This is a genomic window from Paramuribaculum intestinale, from assembly GCF_030759015.1.
GTDB classification, from domain to species: Bacteria; Bacteroidota; Bacteroidia; order Bacteroidales; family Muribaculaceae; genus Paramuribaculum; species Paramuribaculum intestinale.
The window spans coordinates 1,459,067-1,480,390 of record NZ_CP098825.1; the positions used below are offsets into that span (position 1 = coordinate 1,459,067).

General features: G+C 53.2%; 19 protein-coding genes and 1 tRNA gene. 8 read left to right on the forward strand and 12 right to left on the reverse strand.

Annotation, left to right across the window (positions count from 1 at the left end; translation table 11 throughout):
- Positions 1-79: 79 nt before the first annotated feature.
- The 6 genes from NF347_RS06530 to NF347_RS06555 form a co-directional block, all read right to left on the reverse strand.
- Positions 80-1,510 carry a glycoside hydrolase family 125 protein gene (locus NF347_RS06530; protein WP_370585868.1) on the reverse strand — a complete coding sequence of 477 codons (1,431 nt, stop codon included), beginning with the start codon at positions 1,508-1,510 and terminating at the stop codon, positions 80-82.
- 32 nt (positions 1,511-1,542) lie between these two features.
- On the reverse strand, positions 1,543-2,607 hold the full coding sequence (leuB, locus tag NF347_RS06535; RefSeq protein WP_107036295.1) for a 3-isopropylmalate dehydrogenase: 1,065 nt from the start codon (positions 2,605-2,607) through the stop codon (positions 1,543-1,545).
- A gap of 88 nt (positions 2,608-2,695) precedes the next feature.
- Positions 2,696-3,292 (reverse strand): 3-isopropylmalate dehydratase small subunit, encoded by a 597-nt coding sequence (gene leuD / locus NF347_RS06540; protein WP_107036296.1) that lies wholly within the window; start codon positions 3,290-3,292, stop codon positions 2,696-2,698.
- A 5-nt stretch (positions 3,293-3,297) separates the two neighbouring features.
- Complete coding sequence (gene leuC / locus NF347_RS06545; RefSeq protein WP_107036297.1) at positions 3,298-4,689, reverse strand: 3-isopropylmalate dehydratase large subunit; 1,392 nt, start codon at positions 4,687-4,689, stop codon at positions 3,298-3,300.
- 13 nt (positions 4,690-4,702) lie between these two features.
- A complete protein-coding gene (locus tag NF347_RS06550) occupies positions 4,703-6,199 on the reverse strand; it encodes a 2-isopropylmalate synthase (RefSeq protein ID WP_107036298.1) in 1,497 nt (498 codons plus the stop codon).
- 285 nt (positions 6,200-6,484) lie between these two features.
- Positions 6,485-7,060, reverse strand: a complete 576-nt coding sequence (locus tag NF347_RS06555; RefSeq protein WP_161553765.1) for a C40 family peptidase — start codon at positions 7,058-7,060, stop codon at positions 6,485-6,487.
- 399 nt (positions 7,061-7,459) lie between these two features.
- On the opposite strand from NF347_RS06555, the gene NF347_RS06560 reads away from it, so the two are divergent.
- Positions 7,460-8,266 (forward strand): TrmH family RNA methyltransferase, encoded by an 807-nt coding sequence (locus tag NF347_RS06560; RefSeq protein WP_107036300.1) that lies wholly within the window; start codon positions 7,460-7,462, stop codon positions 8,264-8,266.
- Here NF347_RS06560 and NF347_RS06565 read toward each other — a convergent pair.
- Both NF347_RS06565 and NF347_RS06570 read right to left on the reverse strand, forming a co-directional pair.
- Positions 8,258-8,494: a hypothetical protein gene (locus NF347_RS06565; protein ID WP_107036301.1), complete on the reverse strand. Its 237-nt coding sequence runs from the start codon at positions 8,492-8,494 to the stop codon at positions 8,258-8,260. The genes NF347_RS06560 and NF347_RS06565 overlap by 9 nt on opposite strands.
- Positions 8,495-8,505: 11 nt before the next feature.
- Positions 8,506-9,018 carry an outer membrane beta-barrel protein gene (locus tag NF347_RS06570; protein ID WP_107036302.1) on the reverse strand — a complete coding sequence of 171 codons (513 nt, stop codon included), beginning with the start codon at positions 9,016-9,018 and terminating at the stop codon, positions 8,506-8,508.
- Positions 9,019-9,119: 101 nt separating this feature from the next.
- Here NF347_RS06570 and ybaK point away from each other — a divergent pair, with 101 nt between their 5' ends.
- The 4 genes from ybaK to NF347_RS06590 all read left to right on the forward strand — a co-directional run bounded on the left by ybaK (position 9,120) and on the right by NF347_RS06590 (position 11,768).
- Positions 9,120-9,617, forward strand: a complete 498-nt coding sequence (ybaK, locus tag NF347_RS06575) for a Cys-tRNA(Pro) deacylase (RefSeq protein ID WP_107681774.1) — start codon at positions 9,120-9,122, stop codon at positions 9,615-9,617.
- A 5-nt stretch (positions 9,618-9,622) separates the two neighbouring features.
- Complete coding sequence (aroC, locus tag NF347_RS06580) at positions 9,623-10,705, forward strand: chorismate synthase (protein ID WP_107036304.1); 1,083 nt, start codon at positions 9,623-9,625, stop codon at positions 10,703-10,705.
- Positions 10,702-11,604: a TIGR01212 family radical SAM protein gene (locus NF347_RS06585; protein ID WP_107036305.1), complete on the forward strand. Its 903-nt coding sequence runs from the start codon at positions 10,702-10,704 to the stop codon at positions 11,602-11,604. The genes aroC and NF347_RS06585 overlap by 4 nt, the downstream gene beginning before the upstream one ends.
- Before the next feature lie 91 nt (positions 11,605-11,695).
- Positions 11,696-11,768, forward strand: a tRNA-Thr gene (locus NF347_RS06590).
- Positions 11,769-12,052: 284 nt separating this feature from the next.
- Here the strand turns inward: NF347_RS06590 and folE are convergent.
- The 3 genes from folE to tpiA form a co-directional block, all read right to left on the reverse strand.
- Complete coding sequence (folE, locus tag NF347_RS06595; protein WP_202613085.1) at positions 12,053-12,655, reverse strand: GTP cyclohydrolase I FolE; 603 nt, start codon at positions 12,653-12,655, stop codon at positions 12,053-12,055.
- A gap of 7 nt (positions 12,656-12,662) precedes the next feature.
- Positions 12,663-13,181, reverse strand: a complete 519-nt coding sequence (locus NF347_RS06600) for an SPOR domain-containing protein (protein ID WP_107036306.1) — start codon at positions 13,179-13,181, stop codon at positions 12,663-12,665.
- A gap of 223 nt (positions 13,182-13,404) precedes the next feature.
- Positions 13,405-14,157, reverse strand: a complete 753-nt coding sequence (gene tpiA / locus NF347_RS06605; protein ID WP_107036307.1) for a triose-phosphate isomerase — start codon at positions 14,155-14,157, stop codon at positions 13,405-13,407.
- Between the two features lie 176 nt (positions 14,158-14,333).
- On the opposite strand from tpiA, the gene NF347_RS06610 reads away from it, so the two are divergent.
- On the forward strand, positions 14,334-15,266 hold the full coding sequence (locus tag NF347_RS06610) for a DUF5119 domain-containing protein (protein ID WP_107036308.1): 933 nt from the start codon (positions 14,334-14,336) through the stop codon (positions 15,264-15,266).
- 18 nt (positions 15,267-15,284) lie between these two features.
- Positions 15,285-16,328 (forward strand): fimbrillin family protein, encoded by a 1,044-nt coding sequence (locus tag NF347_RS06615; protein ID WP_107681499.1) that lies wholly within the window; start codon positions 15,285-15,287, stop codon positions 16,326-16,328.
- A gap of 119 nt (positions 16,329-16,447) precedes the next feature.
- On the opposite strand, the gene NF347_RS06620 is transcribed toward NF347_RS06615, so the two are convergent.
- Positions 16,448-18,604 (reverse strand): elongation factor G, encoded by a 2,157-nt coding sequence (locus NF347_RS06620; RefSeq protein WP_107036310.1) that lies wholly within the window; start codon positions 18,602-18,604, stop codon positions 16,448-16,450.
- Positions 18,605-18,846: 242 nt separating this feature from the next.
- Between NF347_RS06620 and lon the strand changes: the two genes are divergently transcribed.
- Positions 18,847-21,246 carry an endopeptidase La gene (gene lon, locus NF347_RS06625; RefSeq protein WP_107681498.1) on the forward strand — a complete coding sequence of 800 codons (2,400 nt, stop codon included), beginning with the start codon at positions 18,847-18,849 and terminating at the stop codon, positions 21,244-21,246.
- Positions 21,247-21,324 lie beyond the last annotated feature (78 nt).

Below are 21,324 nucleotides of genomic sequence, written 5' to 3' on the forward strand. Positions count from 1 at the left end.
CCGCCGACGAGGCTTTCAGAAGCTTCTTCGGCGGGGTTATGACAGGCCAACGGGCGTGGCGGATATGCTTAAAGAGCGATCAGAGCGTATTGAGCAGCTCAAGCTTGCCCGAATCGACCAGATGTATGATCAGCTCACCGAAAAGGGTATTCTGCCACGCAAACCACGGGCGGGTGAAGTCAGCCGGATTGTCTACGTTGAACGACTCGTGCATGAATCCGGTGCCGGCGTCGGTATCAAGAAGCATGCGCAGCGAGGCGCGTATCTCTTCGTCGTCGGTGGATGTGAACGCACGCATCATCAGACTCATCGGCCAAGCCATGTCATAGCCTACATGAGGGCCGCCTATACCTTCTCCGGCCTTGCCTTTGAAAAAGTAAGGATTGCTTTGACTCCACACAAAGGAGCGTGTGTTGCGGTAGACAGGGTCATTCATGTCGACATCGCCGAGATATGCCATCGAGAGCAGCGAGGGGACATTGGCGTCATCCATGAGCATACGGTTGCCGAAGCCGTCGACTTCATAAGCATATATCGTGCCGAATTCCGGATGCTCATAGGTGGCATGCCGTTTCAGAGCGGTTTCAACCTCGTCGGCAAGCGAACGGCACTCCCCTGCCAAAGCTGCATCGCCATTAACCTCGGTCAGAATCTCGGCTGCCTTACGGAGCGATGTCACGGCAAAGAAATTGGAGGGTACGAGATATTGCAGAGTCGTAGAATCGTCGGATGGTCTGAACGATGACACTATAAGGCCACAGCCGCTGACAGGAGCTCCCCATCCGGCATTGTTGAGAGTATCGAGAGCCCGGTCGGTGCGTCGCAGAAACCGATAGGGGCCTTTTTTATCATCCTTGCGCTGCTGCTGTCGGAAGGTCTGCACTATAAGCGCCATAGCCTGCTGCCACTCGCCGCTCCTGAATATCGAATCGTCGCCCGTGCGCTTCCAATATTCATAGGCAAGACGTATGGGATAGCAAAGCGAGTCGATCTCCCACTTACGCTCATGCACCTCGGGGCGCATGTCCGTGAAGTCGCTCTGCCACTCGCCTCCGGTCGGGCCATCGTTGAACGCATTGGCGTATGGATCAAGAATGATGCTGCGCAACTGTCGGCGTATCACACCGGCTATGAGTTCCTTCAACTGAATATCTTCAGCCGCGAGAGCCACATAAGGCCACACCTGGGCGCCGGAGTCACGAAGCCACATGGCCGGTATATCGCCGGTGTAGACAAAAGTGTCGGGCGTACCGTCGGCATCCTTGCGGAAATGCACGGTTGTGTCGAGAGTGTTCGGAAAACAATTCTCAAACATCTCGGCAAGCTTTCGGTTGGTGAGCTGCGCCTTGATCCGGCGTATCCTCTCCTCCACAGCCTTCGACGTGAACAGACGCTCCGCGACCGGAGGACGCTCTCCCGTGACCGTCCGCCCGGACACAGGTATGGCCGTATTATCCTGCCGGCAGACATCGCACCGCATATCGACTGCCCTGACGGCCACCGGCATCATGGCCGACACAGCGAGCAAAAGCAACGGTCTTTTCATCGTTCAGCAGCTATAAAGTCCGAAATCCATGTGCCCACAGCGTCAGTACCTACCGCTTTTGAAGGATCTGGAGCGATATCGGGTGTGCTGACTCCGGCCTCCATCGAAGCATCGACAGCCTTGCGTACACACTCGCCCTCTTCAGCCAGTCCGAAATGCTCAAACAGCATTGCGACCGAAAGGATCTGCGCCAACGGGTTGGCTATATTTTTGCCGGCGGCCTCGGGCCACGACCCGTGGATAGGCTCGAACACGGGAGTACCCTCACCTATCGACGCGGATGGAAGCAGCCCCATCGATCCTGAAATCACACTGCCTTCGTCGGTAAGTATATCGCCGAACGTATTTTCGGTCACCATCACATCGAAGAAACGCGGATCCTGTATCATGCGCATCGACGCATTGTCGACATACATGAAATCGGTCGTAATATCCGGGGTCTCCCTGGACATTTCCTGAGCGACCTTGCGCCATAGACGCGACGACGCAAGCACATTGGCTTTGTCTACCACAGTGAGATGTCTCTTGCGGCGGCGAGCATAGTCGAATGCCACTTTAAGGATTCGCTCAATCTCTCCGCGTGTATATGCGCAGGTATCGTAGGCATGATCGTCGCTTTCGTATTTTTCTCCGAAATACATGCCGCCCGTAAGCTCACGGATGCACACAAAATCGGCTCCGCTGACTATATCTTCGCGCAGCGGCGACTTGTGGATCAGCGACGCGAATGTGGCCACCGGCCTGATATTTGCAAACAGTCCCAGCTTCTTCCTCATTGCCAAAAGACCCTGTTCGGGGCGAACCTTCAGGTCGGGCCGGTTGTCGAACCGAGGATCGCCGACAGCCGAGAACAGCACGGCATCGGCATCACGGCATACATTATATGTCTCTTCAGGGAACGGATCGCCGACGGCGTCGATCGCAGCCGCGCCGACCAAAGCTGAGACAAACTCCACTTCATGACCGAAGCGACGGCACACCGCGGTCATCACTTTCACGCCCTCGCGCGATATTTCTGGACCGATGCCATCACCGGCCAAAAGTGCTATCTTCAATTTCATTGACGATTCAGATATATGATTGATTAACGTTTAGAATTTCCCTACTCGGATACATTCCTGTATTGAGCCACGGCATTTGATCGTCCGATCACTTATTGTTGGCCGACTCGTAGGAATCGATCTCCGCGGAGTGCGACAGCAGATACCCGATATCATCAAGCCCCTCTACAAGACATTGTTTTTTGTATGGATTGATGTCAAAGGACTCCTTTCGGCCGGTGGCGAGATTCTCCACAGTCTGGTTCGGAAGATCTACGCGCACTTCGGTAGCAGGATCAGCCTCCACTGTCGCGAACAGTTCGGCCAGGAAGTCGTCCGACACCACAACCGGGAGCACAAAATTGTTCAGCTCGTTGTTTTTGTGTATGTCGGCGAAAAAACTCGAAATCACCACTCTGAAGCCATAATCGGCTATAGCCCACGCTGCATGTTCGCGGCTCGACCCGCAACCGAAATTTTTCCCGGCCACAAGTATGCATCCGCTGTAACGTGGATCGTTGAGCGGGAAATCGGGACGCTTGTTGCCTTCGGCATCAAATCTCCAGTCGCGGAACAGGTTTTCGCCGAACCCTTCACGCGAGGTGACTTTAAGAAAACGTGCCGGTATTATCTGGTCGGTATCAACATTCTCTACAGGCAGAGGCACGCACCGCGAGGTGACTATTGTAAATTTTGGATTATCCATCTGATTCAAGATTTGCGTGGGTCAGTTATAACTCCATGGACGGCTGCTGCAGCAGCCACGAGAGGGCCGGCCAATACGGTGCGGGCTCCCGGACCCTGACGGCCTTCGAAATTACGGTTGGAAGTAGACACCGACAGACATCCGGCAGGCACCTTGTCATCGTTCATAGCCAGACACGCCGAGCATCCGGGCTGACGTATCTCGAAGCCGGCCTCCTCAAGCACTTTGTCAAGACCTTCTTCGGATATCTGCCTGCGCACTTTCCATGATCCGGGCACAAGCCATGCCGTCACATCGGGATGCTTCCGTCGCCCTTTGACATAAGATGCGAACGCTCTGAAATCCTCTATGCGGCCATTCGTACAACTTCCTAAAAAGACATAGTCGACCTTCTGTCCCTCAAGGCTCTCACCCTGACGGAAGCCCATATAAGCCAACGCCTTTTCAAACGACAGACGCGCGGCGGCATCATCGGGAGGCAACGGCACAGGCTCGCTAATGCCGATACCCATGCCGGGATTGGTGCCATAGGTGACACGCGGCTCGATGTCGGCCGCATCAAATCTCACCTCACGGTCATAGACGGCATCATCGTCCGACGGCAGAGTGCGCCAATAGGCCACAGCCTCATCCCATTCCTTTCCCGACGGAGCAAATTCCCTACCCTTCAGGTAGTCGAAAGTCGTCTGGTCAGGAGCGATCATGCCTCCTCTGGCACCCATTTCGATCGAAAGATTGCAGAGCGTCATGCGCTGCTCCATCGACAGCGCGCGGACGGCATCGCCGGCATATTCCACGAAGTAGCCTGTAGCCCCGCCGGTGCCGAGCTGTGCGATTATATACAGCGCCATATCCTTTGACGTAACTCCGCTGCCAAGACGTCCGTCGACAGTGATACGCATGGTCTTCGGCCTCGGCTGGAGGATACACTGCGTGGCAAGCACCATCTCCACTTCGCTCGTACCTATGCCGAATGCCACTGCACCGAAAGCTCCGTGGGTCGATGTGTGGCTGTCACCGCATACGATCGTGCTTCCGGGAAGTGTCAGGCCGTTTTCAGGCCCCATGACATGGATAATGCCATTATGCTCGTCGCCGAGCGGAAACAGCGTGATGCCGAACTCCCCGGCGTTTTTCAGCAGAGTGTCAACCTGACGGGCCGAAACCGGGTCAGCGATCGGACGATCCTGGTTTAGGGTAGGAATATTATGGTCGGGCGTGCTGAATGTGCGGTCAGGACGCCTGACTTTGAGCCCCCGGCCACGCAATCCGTCAAAAGCCTGCGGACTTGTCACCTCATGACAGTAATGGCGGTCGATATAAAGCTGTGTGGGCCCTCCGGTAATATCCGTCACCGTGTGTGCGTCCCATATTTTGTCGAAAAGTGTCTTTCCCATCTCGATATTCGTTTTATCTCACAAACTTATTGATGGCGTCGACAAATGCCTCGGCGCTCGCACCGATAATGTCGGTATTGGCCGAGAATCCGTAGTATTGCTGTCCGTCGTGTTCTACTGTCAGATGCACCTTGCCGACGTCGTTGCTGCCTTTGTTGATGGCCTGTATCAGGAATTCTTTTACAAGCATGTTGCGGCGTATTATCACCTTGATAGCGGATATTGCCGCGTCAACCGGACCATTGCCCGAGGCGCATGCCTCGAACTTTTCTCCGGCGATGTCGAGGCCGACACTGGCCACCGAACGGATACCGACTCCCGAACTTACCTGCAGGTAGTCGAGTTTTATGCGGTGATTGGCACGGTGATGCTGTCCGGCAAGCATCAGCACGTCGTCGTCGTTGATCTCCTTCTTTTTGTCGGCCAGACGCAGGAAAGCCTCATAAGCCTTGTCAAGAGCATCCTTGTCAAGATCCACTCCCAATATGTGAAGACGATGTTTGAGAGCCGCACGACCGCTACGCGCCGTGAGCACTATCGAGTTTTCGTCAATACCCACATCTTTGGGATCGATAATCTCGTAACTCTCGCGGTTTTTAAGTACGCCGTCCTGATGTATGCCGCTTGAATGTGCAAACGCATTTCGACCCACAATAGCCTTGTTGGCCTGCACGGGCATATTCATCAGACTGCTCACCATACGGCTTGCAGCGTTGATTTTGGTTGTATTGATATTGGTGTCGATGCCAAGCTCGTGATGACAGCGGCATATCATCACTATCTCTTCGAGCGATGTGTTGCCGGCGCGCTCACCGATGCCGTTGATCGTCACTTCGGCCTGACGGGCACCGTTGATGATACCGGCCATAGTATTGGCGGTAGCCATGCCGAGATCGTTATGGCAGTGGGTGGCAATCGTGGCTTTGTGGATGCCGTCGACATGCTCCATAAGATATTTTATTTTAGCACCGAACTCGCCGGGCAGACAGTAGCCCGTAGTATCGGGTATATTGACCACTGTGGCTCCGGCCTTGATCACAGCCTCTATCACCCGCGCCAGATATTCGTTGTCGGTACGGCCGGCATCCTCGGCATAAAACTGCACATCCTCCACAAAGCGTTTGGCATAGCTCACGCACGCCACAGCGCGCTCAAGTATCTCCTCGCGGTTGGAATTGAACTTATAGCGTATATGGTAGTCCGATGTGCCTATACCGGTATGTATACGTTTGTGTTTGGCATATTGCAACGCGTCGGCTGCCACTCGGATATCGTTCTCCACCGCACGCGTAAGAGCGCAAATCGTAGGCCATGTCACAGCCTTGCTGATCTCCACTACCGAATTAAAATCGCCGGGACTCGACACCGGAAAACCGGCCTCTATCACGTCGACGCCCAGATCCTCAAGCGCACGCGCCACCTCGATTTTCTCAACAGTGTTGAGCTGACATCCGGGCACCTGCTCGCCGTCACGAAGCGTTGTATCAAATATAAACAGCTTATCACTCATATGTTAAATACTAAGTAACTCTTAAAAATTAGTTGATATTATTAAACTCATCAGTAACCCGTGGCTCGCTGCGAGCTACTTATATGTTATTTTTTTTAACATCGAAACACAAAGTTACAAAATAATCCGTTTTTCAACTATTTTCACGATAAAAAACAAGAAAATCGCACTAAATAGTGCGATTTTCTTGCAATTTTGCCGATCTTCCATAAAATCTGCAGCCACTTCGCACTTCTGAGGGGTGCGACGACTGCAGACGCATCAAGATAGAAAATCATAGTGTATTCATGCCGTATGGTTCTCAGTATTTTCAGGTTGCAGCACACGTTTTGCACCGATATAATTTCGTGAGTAATAGCCTCCGTCAGGAAACTTCTGATAGCTCACTCCTTTGCTTGAGGCTGCATGAATGAACGTGAGCGACTTGCCGCTGTCATCCACCTCTACCACCATAGCCACATGGCCCACACGGCCTTTGCCGCTGCGCGGACTTGAAAAGAACATCAGATCGCCTGGACGCAGCTCAGAAGTCTTCACCGGCTCTCCCTGAGCATACTGCATGCGCGAAGTACGATCGAGCGACACACCGGCATTGCGGAATATATATCTGATGAAGCCCGAACAGTCAAAAGTCTTCGGACCGGTGCTTCCCCACACATATCGGCGGCCGATAAACTGTGAGGCGAATTTAGTGAGATTGTCGGTAATCTCACGTAGAGATCCCTCAGCATCGTTCGACTCATCGGATGCCTGCGAATCGTCAACAGGCAGATCGAGAAGCTTCGGCATATCTATCAGCGACCACGTTCCCGCCACCTGCGATTCGGCAGGTTTCAGAGGAGGATTTACTGACGGTTTCATAGAAGTGAGTGTCAAGACGGACACCATAAGTATGACAAAAGCGTAAATATATCTCTTCATTTCGTAGTTAAAAATCAAAATCAGGATGGATTCGCTGTGTTTTTTCCTGACGCAAAATTACTACACACCAACGCATTACACAACAACACTCATTCACACCACTTTACATATAGGTTAAAATTAAGCTTGCAAAACGAATAGCCTGAATCATAGCCGGAATCAACAATAAGACTGACTGTCAGCAAAATCACCATACCACCCCGTTGCCATACCTACAAAGTCCACAAACATTAATTAACCATCCTCGCAGCACTTCATTACAACTTTTCAGCTTTTTTCAAGCATCTTTTTCGCTATATTTGCAGTCAGAAAAAAACAATCGCGCCTCCGCTACACAAAATGAATACAATCATTGAGATAACAGATATAAATCATCCTGAAGCACAGATCTTCAGCCGACTGACGGAAGCTCAGCTTTGCGACGCCTCCCAACGCGGGTGGGGACTGTTTATCGCCGAAAGTCCCAAAGTGATATCAGTGGCGCTTGATGCCGGATACGAACCGGTAGCACTGCTGTGCGAGCGAAAACACCTGTCGGGCGATGCCGCACAGATCATCAAGCGGATGCATGACGATGTAAGGATAATGACAGGCGAACGCGAAGTGCTTTCAGCCATCACCGGCTACCGGCTTACACGGGGAGTGTTGTGCGCGATGAAACGCCGCACACTGCCGACTGTTGATGAAATATGCGGCAATGCACGGCGTATAGTGATCATAGACGGTGTGAGCGACACCACCAATATAGGCGCGATATTCCGCTCGGCAGCCGCGCTCGGCATTGACGGCGCACTGCTGACTTCCACAGCCTGCGACCCGCTCAACCGTCGGGCGGTGAGAGTGTCGATGGGGTCTGTGTTTCTACTGCCCTGGACATTCTGCGACGACCCCGCCGGAGAATCCCGACGACACGGATTCAAGACAGTGGCAATGGCGCTGCGCCATGATTCAGTGACCATCACCGACGAGTGTCTGAAACGCGAGCCACGGCTTGCCATCATGATGGGAACCGAAGGTGACGGACTCGACTACGACACAATAAAGCGAGCCGACTATACCGTAAAGATACCCATGTATCACGGCGTCGACTCGCTTAACGTGGCCGCTGCAAGCGCAGTGGCATTTTGGGAATTGGCCTCACATTGAGGCGTACTGTTCTATTGTCGGACTTTTGACATCGACGCCATATTGGGCGGCACGATGCATTATAGCCTTGGCCAGACGTGGTTTAAGATCTTCAGGACAATACCTGAAGTAGGCCTCTGCCGCTCTCACGTGCGCAGCATCAGGCATAGGATATTCACGCCTTTCGGGAAGTCCGAAAACATCGTCGGGAAGCTCATGCTTCTCTTCGTATGACAACCTGTCGTCCATGATACCAATCGTCAAAGACCGATACGTACACCCACCTGAAGCAGGCCCTGCGCGCCGAAACCAAGTTCGCCGAACATCGAGACATTTCTTGACAGCCCTACCTGCGCCCCAAGAGGTGACGCCTGAAAAGCAAAGTATCCATCGTTATGATCACCGTTTTCCGTACCGACATGCGTTATATCGGCACCCACTCCGAGATGAGCGTACAGCGTGACGATACTGTTGCGCCAGTATTCATAGCGCGCGTTGAGCATGATCACATGATAGTAAAGATTGGGACCATCATGTTTGTAACTCGATGACGAGAACGAGTACGACGGACCGACCCACAGCTTGGGAGCCACCTTGAAGTTCACACCGGCGGTCAGTGCGCCCCAGGCATTCTTGACGCCACCGCCTTTGTGCATATTGGTGGCGTCCATCTGAGTATATCCGCCATAGCCCACTTGAATTTCAGGACTTTGTGCCGAAGCCGCCATCGAAATACCCAATACGGCAGCCAGACTGATCAGAAACTTCTTCATAATGTCTTGTTTTATGTTTTTAATATAATATTGGGGTTTGATACCATAAAAACACGTGCGGAAGAAAATTGTTGGATAGAAAAACACTAACTTTGCATCCGATGGAAAAGATACAGAAGACCAATGCGGCACGTCTGCTCGACCGCGCCCACATAACCTACCGCCTTATACCGTATGAGGTTGACGAGAGCAACCTCGCGGCCACCCACGTGGCTGAAAGCCTCGGCGAGGATATAGGCCGGGTGTTCAAGACCATCGTCCTGCGAGGCGATCGCACCGGATATTTCGTTTGCGTGGTGCCGGGCGATGCGGAAATCGATCTCAAGAAAGCAGCCAAAGCCATAGCCGACAAAAAAGCAGAGCTCATACACATGAAAGATCTGCTGCCCCTCACCGGATATATCCGAGGAGGATGCTCTCCCATAGGTATGAAAAAAGCCTTTCCGACCATCTTCCATACGACAGCGCTCGACCATAGCGCCATCTATGTCAGCGCCGGACAGCGCGGCCTGCAATTCGAGATCGCCCCGGCCGATCTGATAGCTTTCACACACGGCATTACGGCAGATGTGATCAAATCAAACGACGAAGAAACCTAACAGCTATGAACAACAGCATTGGAAACATATACCGGCTGACAAGTTTCGGCGAGAGCCACGGACCTGCAATTGGAGGCGTAATCGACGGAATGCCGGCAGGAGTAGCGATCGATACCGACGAACTGCAACGTCAGCTCGACCGACGTCGTCCCGGACAATCCGACATCACAACCCCACGCAAAGAGGCTGATCGGGTGAAGCTGCTGTCGGGCATTTTCGAGGGGGTCACCACCGGCACATCCATCGGTTTTATCGTCGAGAACTCCGATCAGCACTCATCGGACTACGACAATATGCGCCATCTTTTCCGGCCCTCCCATGCCGACTACACATACACTGCAAAATACGGCCTCCGCGACCATCGCGGAGGCGGACGATCGTCGGCACGCGAAACGATAGCGCGTGTCGTAGCCGGTTCACTCGCCCGGCAGGCTCTCGCTCCTGCCGGAATCACAATCAGCGCCTACACGTCGCGGATCGGCGATATTGCCATCGACCGTCCATATTCCGAGCTTGATCTGTCGCTGACCGAGACCAACGCGGTGCGCTGTCCGGACCCGGAGAAAGCCGCGGCGATGACAGAGCTTGTAAGGACGATAAGAAACGAGGGCGACACGATCGGTGGCATCGTAAGCTGTGTGATAAAGGGATGCCCGGCCGGACTCGGCGACCCGGTGTTCGGCAAACTTCAGGCTCGCCTTGCCTCGGCTATGCTCGGCATCAATGCCGCCAAAGGATTTGACTATGGCATGGGGTTTGATTGCGCAGGCATGCGTGGAAGTCAGGCTGCCGACCTGTTCACCACCCGTAAGGACGACGGGGCAATCCATACCCTCACCAACAACTCAGGAGGCATACAGGGAGGCATCTCCAACGGCATGGACATATATTTCCGTGTGGCTTTCAAACCGGTGGCGACGCTGCTCACCGAAATACCCACTGTCGATGACCGCGGACTGCCGGTAACGCTCAAGGCACGCGGCCGCCACGACCCATGTGTGCTACCCCGCGCAGTACCTATAGTGGAAGCCATGGCATCCATGGTGATATTCGACACATTGCTCGCCAACCGCTGCAGCAGGATATGAACCGGCATCCCTATCGCGACTTCGCCGACTTTCTGGCCGGACACTTCGCCTGCAAGATGCAGAAACTGACCATCGACGGCGGCCTCACATGCCCCAACCGCGACGGTACGCTCGGACGCGACGGATGTATCTACTGCAGCAACCGCTCTTTCACCCCATCGTATTGCCGGAGCACCATGAGCGTATCGGAACAGATAGATACCGGAAAACGGTTCTTTTCACGCAAATACCCCTCGATGCGTTATCTGGCCTACTTCCAGTCATTCACCGGGACGTATGCCGACTCTTCGGAACTGATAGCGCTATACAGCGAGGCTCTTGCGGCCGAAGGCGTTGACGGCCTTGTCATAGGCACACGTCCCGACTGCCTCAACACAGATCTGCTCGAATGGCTGTCGCATCTTGCACAAGAGAAGTTTGTCATGATCGAATTCGGAGCCGAGACATCACACGACATCACACTGCAACGCATCAACCGCTGCCATACATGGCAGGATGTGGTAGAGGCTGTGGAAAAGACCCACCAAGCCGGCATATTCACCGGAATCCACCTCATCAACGGGCTTCCGGGTGAAAACGAGGATATGATCATGCAGACGGTCGAAGCCATCAACAAGCTTCCGGTCGACGTAGTTAAATTTCATCAGCTGCAAGTAGTGCGCGGCACTCCCCTCGCCCGAATGTGGCAGGATGGCACTGCCGACATAGTCAGCTGGACAGCGCGACAATATGCCGAACTATGCGCAAGCATAGTCGAACGGTTGCGCCCCGACATAGCCATCGACCGGTTTGTATCGCAGTCGCCCGACGAACTGCTCATCACGCCACGCTGGGGATTGAAAAACCATGAATTCACAGCCCTTGTAATCAAAGCATTAAATCGCCGTAGAGAAAATTAACCGTATAATTTTTGTCTGTAATAAATAGAATTGCTAACTTTGCACCGTTGAAACGCTGCACACTGCTGAAGGCAGTCAAGGCAGTCGACAAGCCGCAATAGCTCAGTTGGTAGAGCATTTCATTCGTAACGAAAAGGTCGTGGGTTCGAGTCCCACTCGCGGCTCAAAACAAAAAAACTGGAAATCAATTGATTACTTCAATGATTTCCAGTTTTTTTGTTTTATATCAGCCGCCTTCAGGCCGATAACAAATCTGACGCATTTAGCATGACGATCAGATATGCACATAATGGTTGATCAGATGTGAATACGTAATAACTGATCAGATGTGAATGTACAAGACCCGATTGATCAGATGCGATGCCTGAAGTGGCACAGATCAATCATTATCGCGCGAAAGGGGGCGTAAACAAACATGCCGTCTGCAAAAACGAGTCTCAAAAAAATGTCAGCGGATAGAAGCCATGAACTCGGCGCGAAGTGCGGGATCGTCGGCAAAACGGCCGGATGTGGCGACAGTGACAGTAGCAGAGTCCTGCTTCTCGACGCCTCTCATCTTCATGCATAAGTGTTCGCCGGTGATGCTCACCATAACTCCATCGGTAGGGAGCACACGAGCCACAGCCTTGCAGATTTCATCAGTGAGACGCTCCTGAACCTGAAGCCGACGTGCATAAAGATCTACAATGCGTGCCAGCTTACTCAATCCCAATATCTTGCCTTTGGGAAGATAGCCCACCGATACATGTCCGTAAAACGGCAGTATGTGATGTTCGCACAACGAATGATACTCGATGTCGCGCACTATCACCATCTCGCGCTGCTGACATTCAAAGACGGCGTCGCCCACGGTCTGCTGCAGTGAGCGCCGATATCCGCCGGTGGCATACCATAGAGCTTTGGCGGCTCTTGCGGGGGTGCGCAGCAGTCCTTCACGCGATGGATCTTCTCCTATTATCTCGATTATCTGACGATAACACTCGGCGAGGCGTGCTATGGCCTCATCGTCGTCAAGACGTGGTGATTGATTGAGCATGTTGTCTTGTTCCATTACCTTGTCAAAGGTTCACACGATCGCGCACCACACGTATCTCTTTGCCATAAGAGGGAAACGCCTGCCTTATATCGTCGGCGGCAGCCTGAGCATCGCGCTGGGTGCGGAAATCTCCTACTTTCAGACGCCAGTAGGGTGATGTGTATGTGACATATGTACGCAATTCAGGAAAGCGTTCGCCTATGATGCGAGCCTTTGTACGGGCTTCGTTTTTGGCCGTGCGCTGATTATTGTCGGAAAACACCTGCACACGGAATCCGGCAGTCTTGGTGCGGGTCGCAGCGGAGTGTTCGGTAGTTTCCACTGCTTCGTCGGCGGCAGCCTTATTACTGTCGGCGGATTCAGTCTGCTGCCGGGCTATCAGCTTGCGCAGAGCCTCGGGCTGAACTATGGTGTTGACACCGTCGGCTGTAATATGGTCGACGATATCAGCGTTGTTCTGCGCGCGCATGACGAAGGTCGAAGCCGCGACAAGCGTTGACATGGCAAAAGCGCGCAGAGAGGTGGATGCGGTTGTTTTCATGCCGCAAAGTTACTACTTTTTCATAAATCAAGCCGTCTGTCGTAAGCGATTTTATAAACCGTGGACTTAAAATACAGTGAAACGGCTTGCAACAAAACAAGGAAACGTGCAGTGACAACTATGGCAACGCCATACGATATCTACATAAAAATCAAGACGCTGTGTCAAAATCCATATTCTGACACAGCGCCATTTAAGCTTTTCCGTTGCTTACCGCCTCAGATCAGAAAGCGGTGACAATGCCCATGAACGACTCGGCGTCGAGCGATGCTCCTCCGATAAGTCCACCGTCAACGTCGGGCTTAGCGAAGAGTGCGCGTGCATTCGAGGGCTTGCATGAGCCGCCATAAAGTATCGAAGTGTTATCGGCGATCTCCTTGCCATATTTACCGGCAATGACGCTGCGGATATGAGCGTGCATCTCCTGCGCTTGATCGTCGGTGGCAGTCTTGCCGGTTCCGATAGCCCATACGGGTTCGTAGGCAAGCACGAGCTTCGAGAATTCGGCGGCCGACAGGCCGAAGAGAGCGTCCTCTATCTGCGACTTTACGACGTCGAGATAAGAGCCGTTTTCACGCTGCTCGAGCACTTCGCCGATGCAGAATATCGGAGTGAGATTGTTGTCGAGCGCAAGAGCCACCTTTTCCTTGAGGGTTTCGGCGGTTTCACCATAATACTGGCGACGCTCCGAGTGGCCGAGAATCACGTAGGTAGCTCCGGTAGAGGCTACCATCGACGCGCTCACCTCACCGGTGTAAGCCCCGCTCTTGTGGTCAGCGCAGTTTTCTGCACCGAGTCCGAGCTTGGAGTCGATCACTTCATTGACAGGAGCCAGATGGGTGAAAGGCACACAGATCACTACATCGCACTCCACTTCGGCGTGCTTGAGAGCTTCGTTGACATCTTTTGCCAGGCCTACACCTTCCTGCAGGGTGGTGTTCATTTTCCAGTTGCCTGCTACGATTTTCTTTCTCATTATCTGTTTTTTAATAATATTGGATTTCTGACTGCGGAAATATTGTCATTTCCACTTGCAAAGTTAGCAATTAAAATCAAACCATCGGCTCATCTCGGCGAATAATTAGACGAAACATTGCAGGCGCAGCCGGTGTTATATCGTAAAGATGTGAAAAACGTCGATACTTAATCACGATGAGGCTATATACTAAAATACCTGCATTATACCTGATGGCAGCCGCGGCTATGACCTCGTGCAGCGACCTTATATATGACGGCGAATGTCCGCCACAGCAGCTCGACGTCAACTTTTTATGGTCAGAAGAGCAGCGGCCTGAAGGCATGACCGTATGGTTTTTCTCGACCGACGCAAACGGCTCGGATTACCGTTTCGACATAGCGTCGCCGGCCGGCGGCAAAGTGAGCCTCCCGGTAGGCAATTACAAGATGTTGACCGTCAACAACGATGCAAAAAACGTGGCTTTCACGCATGAGGATTCATTCGCTGACTACACAGCGAGTGTGGCCAAAGAGGATCACACCTGGAAAACCGCTGATGGCGAAGAAGCGCTGGTGACACCTCCGGGAATGTTATGGGCCACTACCATAGGATCGGTCAACATCAGTGTCGAGGGCGCCACATACGGCTATATAACCGATTCACGACGCATCTGGTGTCATCCTGAAGAGATCTGCGCACGCTATCATGTGGAGGTGCGGTCGGTCGAAAACCTCAAATCGGCAAAAGCCGTACAATCGGCTCTGAGCGGCCTTAGCGCGACTGTCAATGTCGGAGAGCACACTCTGTCAGACACCGATATAACCGAGAGTTTAACACTGAAAGCCGACAGCGACAATTCGCTTACGGGCGATCTGCTGACTTTCGGAAAAAAACATGATGACCCGACGCACAATTTTCTGGTGATACGCTTCAGGATGTCGGACGGCTCAATACATGAGGTCACGACAGACGTGACCGAACAGATAGTCAATGCTCCAGATCCAATGAATGTGAATATAATCATAGACGACATCACATTACCTGATACCGGAGAAGAGCCGCCGATCCCGGGCGAGGGTCTCGACGTGACAGTCGGCGACTGGATCGACATTGAAATATATGTATAATCATAAACAACCATAACTATGAAACACATTTTATCACTGCTCAAGCCTTCGGCTATAGCTATCGCAGCCCTCGTCGCCACTACTGCCTGCAGCAACGACGATGAATCGGACAACATAATGGATCAGGATGCCATCAGGTTCGCACCGGTAGCACACAACGAATCACGTTCTGAACCGATCACGACGAATACGCTCTCGGACTTCCATGTATATGCCTTTACAGATGGCAAACTATATATGGAAAATGTGGAGGTGGTCAAGAACTCCTCCAATGTATGGACCTACTCCCCTGTAGCCCACTGGCCACAGAATTCCGTAAACTTCTATGCCTACGCTCCCGGAGAGTGGCTGACCGGCATACAGACCTCGTTGCAATCCGTGTCGCTTACCAACGACGGCACCCAGGATCTGATCTATGCCGTGACAATGAACCAGACAAAAGGTTCTTCAGCCGTAAAACTCTACTTCCATCATGCTTTGGCCAGAGTGCAGACGAAATTGCTCTCATCCAACACCAATCTTGATGTGAATGTCAAGAATGTGACATTACAGAATATCATGAGCAAGGCCGAATTCACCTTCCCGCAGTCGACAACAAGCGAGAACGGCACCTCAGCCGGAACATGGAACAACGCATCGACCCCTGTCGACTATACTCTTTATCAGGATGCGACCGGACTGTCACTTAGTACTACCGCTACACTCGCATCCAATTCCAATGACGGATATATGCTGCCGCAGGATCTCGCGGAACTGACTTCTACGGGCGGGACATATAGTGGAAGCCTGATAAAGGTAGAGTGTGTGATCAGGTCTACCGCCACCGGCGATGTGCTGTGGCCCAATGCCAACACCCCGGCGCAGCAGAAGCTGACCGCAGCCGACGGCAGCGTCACCGGACTGCTTTATTACCCCCTTTCGAACACAGCAGCTGATCTGACCCACTGGCGCAATGACACCAACTATATCTATGTGATCGATATCGACGAGGCTGAAGGACTCGACGCCATTGAATTCGATCCGGAAGTGAAGGTGTATCTCGAACAGGAGCAGCAGATCTGACGCAACAGGATTCATAGCAATAATACAGCCCGCAGACTCAATTGCCTGCGGGCTGTATTTGTGTTTTCGCCTACGGATGGATCACACGTGGCTGAAGCCACATTGATCCTTATCCGGGGTTACTCTTCGGAGTGCTTTTCGGCATAATCCTTGAGCAATCTTTCCTGAACATCAGACGGGACGAGCTCATAGGAAGCGAATTTCATGCTGAACGACGAGCGTCCGCCGGTGATCGAGCTCAAAGCCGTCGAGTAGCTCGACATCTCTTTGAGAGGCACCTTGGCCGAGATCTTCTCAAATCCGTTCTCGCTCGACATGCCCATTATCATGGCTCGCCGTCCCTGAAGGTCGCTCATCACGTCGCCCATCACGTCGGCCGGAACCATCACGTCGACATCGCACACCGGCTCAAGAATCTTCGGGCTCGCATTGCGGAACGCCTCGCTGAAAGCGTTTCGGCCGGCGAGCCTGAAAGAGATCTCATTGGAATCCACCGGATGCATCTTGCCGTCGTAAATGCATACTCTGACGTCGCGGGCATAAGATCCGGTAAGCGGTCCCTGCTCCATGCGATCCATCAGACCCTTCACAATGGCCGGGATAAAACGCGAGTCGATAGCGCCTCCAACGATACAGTCGCACACCACAAGCTTGCCGCCCCATTCGAGGGGTATTTCCTGGGTGTCGCGTACCTTCATCACATATTCCTGATTGCCGAACTTGTATGATGTCGGCGCCGGCATTCCCTCGGTGTAAGGCTCTATGACCAGATGCACTTCACCGAACTGCCCCGCGCCACCCGACTGCTTCTTGTGGCGGTAGTCGGCACGTGCGGCCTTGGTTATCGTTTCGCGATAAGGGATGCGCGGCTCCTCGAAAACGATCGGAAGCTTATCGTTGTTTTCCACACGCCATTTGAGTGTGCGCAGATGGAATTCGCCCTGTCCGGAGAGAATAGTCTGCTTGAGTTCCTTTGACATCTCCACTTCCCATGTGGGATCCTCCTCGTGCATACGCGTGAGTATGACGCTGAGCTTTTCGGCATCGGCCTCATTGACCGGCCTGATTGCTCGCTGATATTTCGGAGCCGGATATTTGATGAAGTCAAACACATAGTCGCACCCCTTGGCGTCGAGCGTATTGCCGGTGCGCGCGTCTTTCAGCTTGACTGTGGCCCCGATATCGCCGGCACACAGTTGGTCGACCTGTGTCTTGATCTGGCCGCACACGCAATATATCTGTGCTATACGCTCCTTGCTGCCACGATTTACGTTGTCGAGATCCACACCGGGTGTCAGCGTTCCCGACATCACCTTGAAGTAGCTTACTTCACCTATATGCGGCTCTACTGTGGTCTTGAACATATACAGGCTGAGCGGGCCGTCGCTGAGAGGCTTCACTTCTTCGCCGGCAGAGTCGACCGGTGCAGGCATATCCTCCACGAACGGCACCACATTGCCGAGGAATTCCATCATGCGGCGCACGCCCATATCCTTCAGCGCGCTCACGCAGAACACCGGGAAGATCGAACGATCGACCAGCCCTTTCCGGATGCCAAGACGCATTTCGTCTTCGGTAAGATGTTCCTCTTCGAAGAATTTCTCCATCAGCGTCTCATCGTTTTCGGCTGCAGCCTCGACAAGTTGACGGTGCAGTTCCTGAGCCCGCTCACGCTCCTCGGCCGGTATCTCCTCTATGACAGGCACGCCCCCGTCGGGTCCCCAGGAATATTTTTTCATAAGCAGGACGTCGATCATGGCGTTGAAGCCCGGGCCGACACTCAGGGGATATTGTATGGGCACCACTTTTTTGCCGAAGATGTCGCGCATCTGCTCGATGACCGTGTCATATTCGGCTTTTTCGCCGTCGAGCTGATTGAGCGCGAAGATCACCGGTTTGTTGAGCTTGGCACAAGTGCGGAAGATATTCTGAGTACCCACTTCCACTCCATACTGGGCATCGATGAGTATCAGACCGGTATCGGTGACATTGAGAGCCGTGATAGCATTGCCTACAAAGTCATCGGCACCCGGACAGTCTATTACATTCAGTTTCTTGCCAAGGAATTCGGCATAGAAGATGCTTGAAAACACGGAGTAGCCATACTCCTTTTCGACCGGGAAATAGTCGCATACGGTATTGCTGGCTTCGACCGTACCGCGGCGTTTTATCACTCCACACTCGTAGAGCATCGACTCTGCGAGTGTGGTTTTACCCGAGCCCTTGCTACCGAGAAGGGCGATGTTTTTGATTTCGTTGGTCTGATAAACCTTCATGTTATTAGAGGTGTTTGTTAGTTTTTCATTTCAGGGCATCTCTATGCACCAGATTTTCGGAGTGCAATATATGAATTATCCACGTAACGAGGTCACATCGCGCGTATGTTTTACAACATATTTTGAAAAAACAGTGCCTTGACACGCCCGGGATAACTGACAAAACAGAATTTGGCATTATCTTTGCACATAAATTGTGTAAACGACATCCTACACCGATATCCACTACGAGATCATAACGAATGAATAAAGAAATAGTGACCGTAGGCCAGATAGAGGTTGACATGACCTCTTCAATGGCCGAACCCGACTTCAACCATCTGCCACTGCTCACCACCCGCGACCTTGTATTGTTTCCGGGAGTGACAATCCCCATTAGCCTCGGCCGCGAATTTTCCCGCGAACTGGCCAAAATGGCAGCAGACCGCCACATCTATATAGGAGTTGTGGCGCAGACTGATCCTGAAGTGGAGTTTCCCACCGACCAGCTCTGCGACTATGGAGTAATAGCAGAGGTCGTGAAAGTGCTTGAAATCCCCGACGACAAGACCACTGCCATAGTGCGCGCCCACGGCAAGTTCAAGATACTCGACGTGAGAAGCATGGAAACCATACATGGTGCACTGGAGGCCACCGTAAAGCCCATCAAGGAGACCAAGGCGCGCATGACCGACAAGGAGATGGTGGCGCTCGTCAGCACCGTAAAAGATACGGCTGTCAAGATAGTCAAGAAGACCACTGAAGCTCCGCCGGAGATGGTTCTGAACATTGTCGACATATCCGATCCGACCCTGCTGATCAATCTCATTGCCACACATATGCCGCTCCCGATCAGCGCCAAGACCGAAATACTGGCCACTCCGCGCATCAAGGAGCGCGCCTATCGTCTGCTTACCAATATGGCACGCAGCGAACAGATGCTTGACATAGCACAAAGCATCCACGACCGCACCCGGCAGAAGATCTCGGAACAGCAGCGCAACGTGTTCCTGCAGCAGCAGCTTGAGTCGATACGCGAGGAGCTGTATGGCGATGAAGGACCTGACGCCGACGCCGCCAATCTCCGCAAAAAAGCGGCCGAACTTGACATGCCCGAGCCGGTAGTGAAGATTTTCGAACGCGAGCTGTCGAAACTTTCGCGCTACGCGCCACAGAGTCCCGACTACTCCGTGCAGCTGTCATATCTCGAACTTCTCACCGACCTGCCATGGGGCAAGAACGACGCACCGGTCAGCGACATAGCTCATGCACACGAGGTGCTCGACGCCGACCATTTCGGTCTTGAAAAAGTGAAAGAGCGCATACTCGAGCAGATAGCCATGCTGATCAGCGCCCCGTCGAGTCATGCACCGATCATCTGTCTGGTGGGTCCTCCCGGAGTCGGAAAAACCTCTCTCGGACAATCCATAGCCACTGCTCTCGGGCGCAAATACCGGCGTGTGGCTCTCGGCGGTCTGCATGACGAAGCCGAGATACGCGGACACCGGCGCACTTACATTGGAGCCATGCCCGGACGCATCATCGACGCGTTGAGACGCTGCGGCACCAGCAATCCGGTGATATTGCTCGACGAGATCGACAAAATCGGTTCAGATTTCCGTGGCGATCCTTCGTCGGCGTTGCTCGAAGTGCTCGATCCCGAACAGAACTGCCGCTTCCATGACAATTATGTGGATGTTGACTTCGATCTTTCGCAGACGCTTTTCATAGCCACAGCCAATACCCTGTCGAGCATTCCGGCTCCTCTTGTCGACCGCATGGAGATCATCGACATTTCAGGATATCTTCCTGAAGAGAAAACCGAAATCGCACGCCGCCACCTGCTTCCCCGACTGATAGCCGAAGCCGGTGTGGACACCGGCGATGTGAATCTCACCGACGATGCCCTTGCAGCACTCATCGATACATATACGGGTGAGAGCGGAGTGCGCCAGCTTGAGAAACGTCTGGCTGCGATCGTCCGCAAGATTGTTCTCCGCAAAGTGAGCGGACAGTCATGGCCGCAACCTGTCGACAGCGCGGATCTCAACGGCCTGCTCGGAGCGGCACCATATATCAGAGAGCGCTATGAAGGCAACGACTATGCAGGCGTGATCACCGGCCTGGCATGGACCGCCGCAGGAGGCTGCGTGCTTTATGTGGAAACATCGCTATCTCCATCAAAAGGCGAGAAACTGACCCTCACGGGCAAACTCGGCGATGTGATGAAGGAATCCGCCTCCATAGCCCTGCAGCATGTCAGAAGCCACGCCGACAGCCTGGGGATAGCCTCCGACGCGCTGACCGACCGCGCAGTGCATATCCACGTGCCGGAGGGAGCCATACCCAAGGACGGCCCTTCGGCCGGCATCACCATGGCCACGTCGATTGTGTCGGCTCTCACCGGCCGCCGCCCCAAGCCTCGCGTAGCCATGACAGGAGAGCTTACCCTGCGCGGCAAAGTGCTGCCGATAGGGGGAGTCAAAGAGAAGATCCTGGCGGCAAAGCGTGCAGGCATCACTGATGCCATACTGCCCGAGGCCAACCGCAAGGATGTCGACGAGATCCCGGACATATATCTCCATGGGCTCGAAGTGCATTATGTTTCCGACGCCGCACAGGTGTTTGACCTCGCACTGCTCCCGACCGAAACTGCAGACTAACCACACAATCAGGTGACAGGATTTGCTCTTGAAGCTATAAATCCTTAACTTTGCAGAAACAAACTCTTCATCCACCTT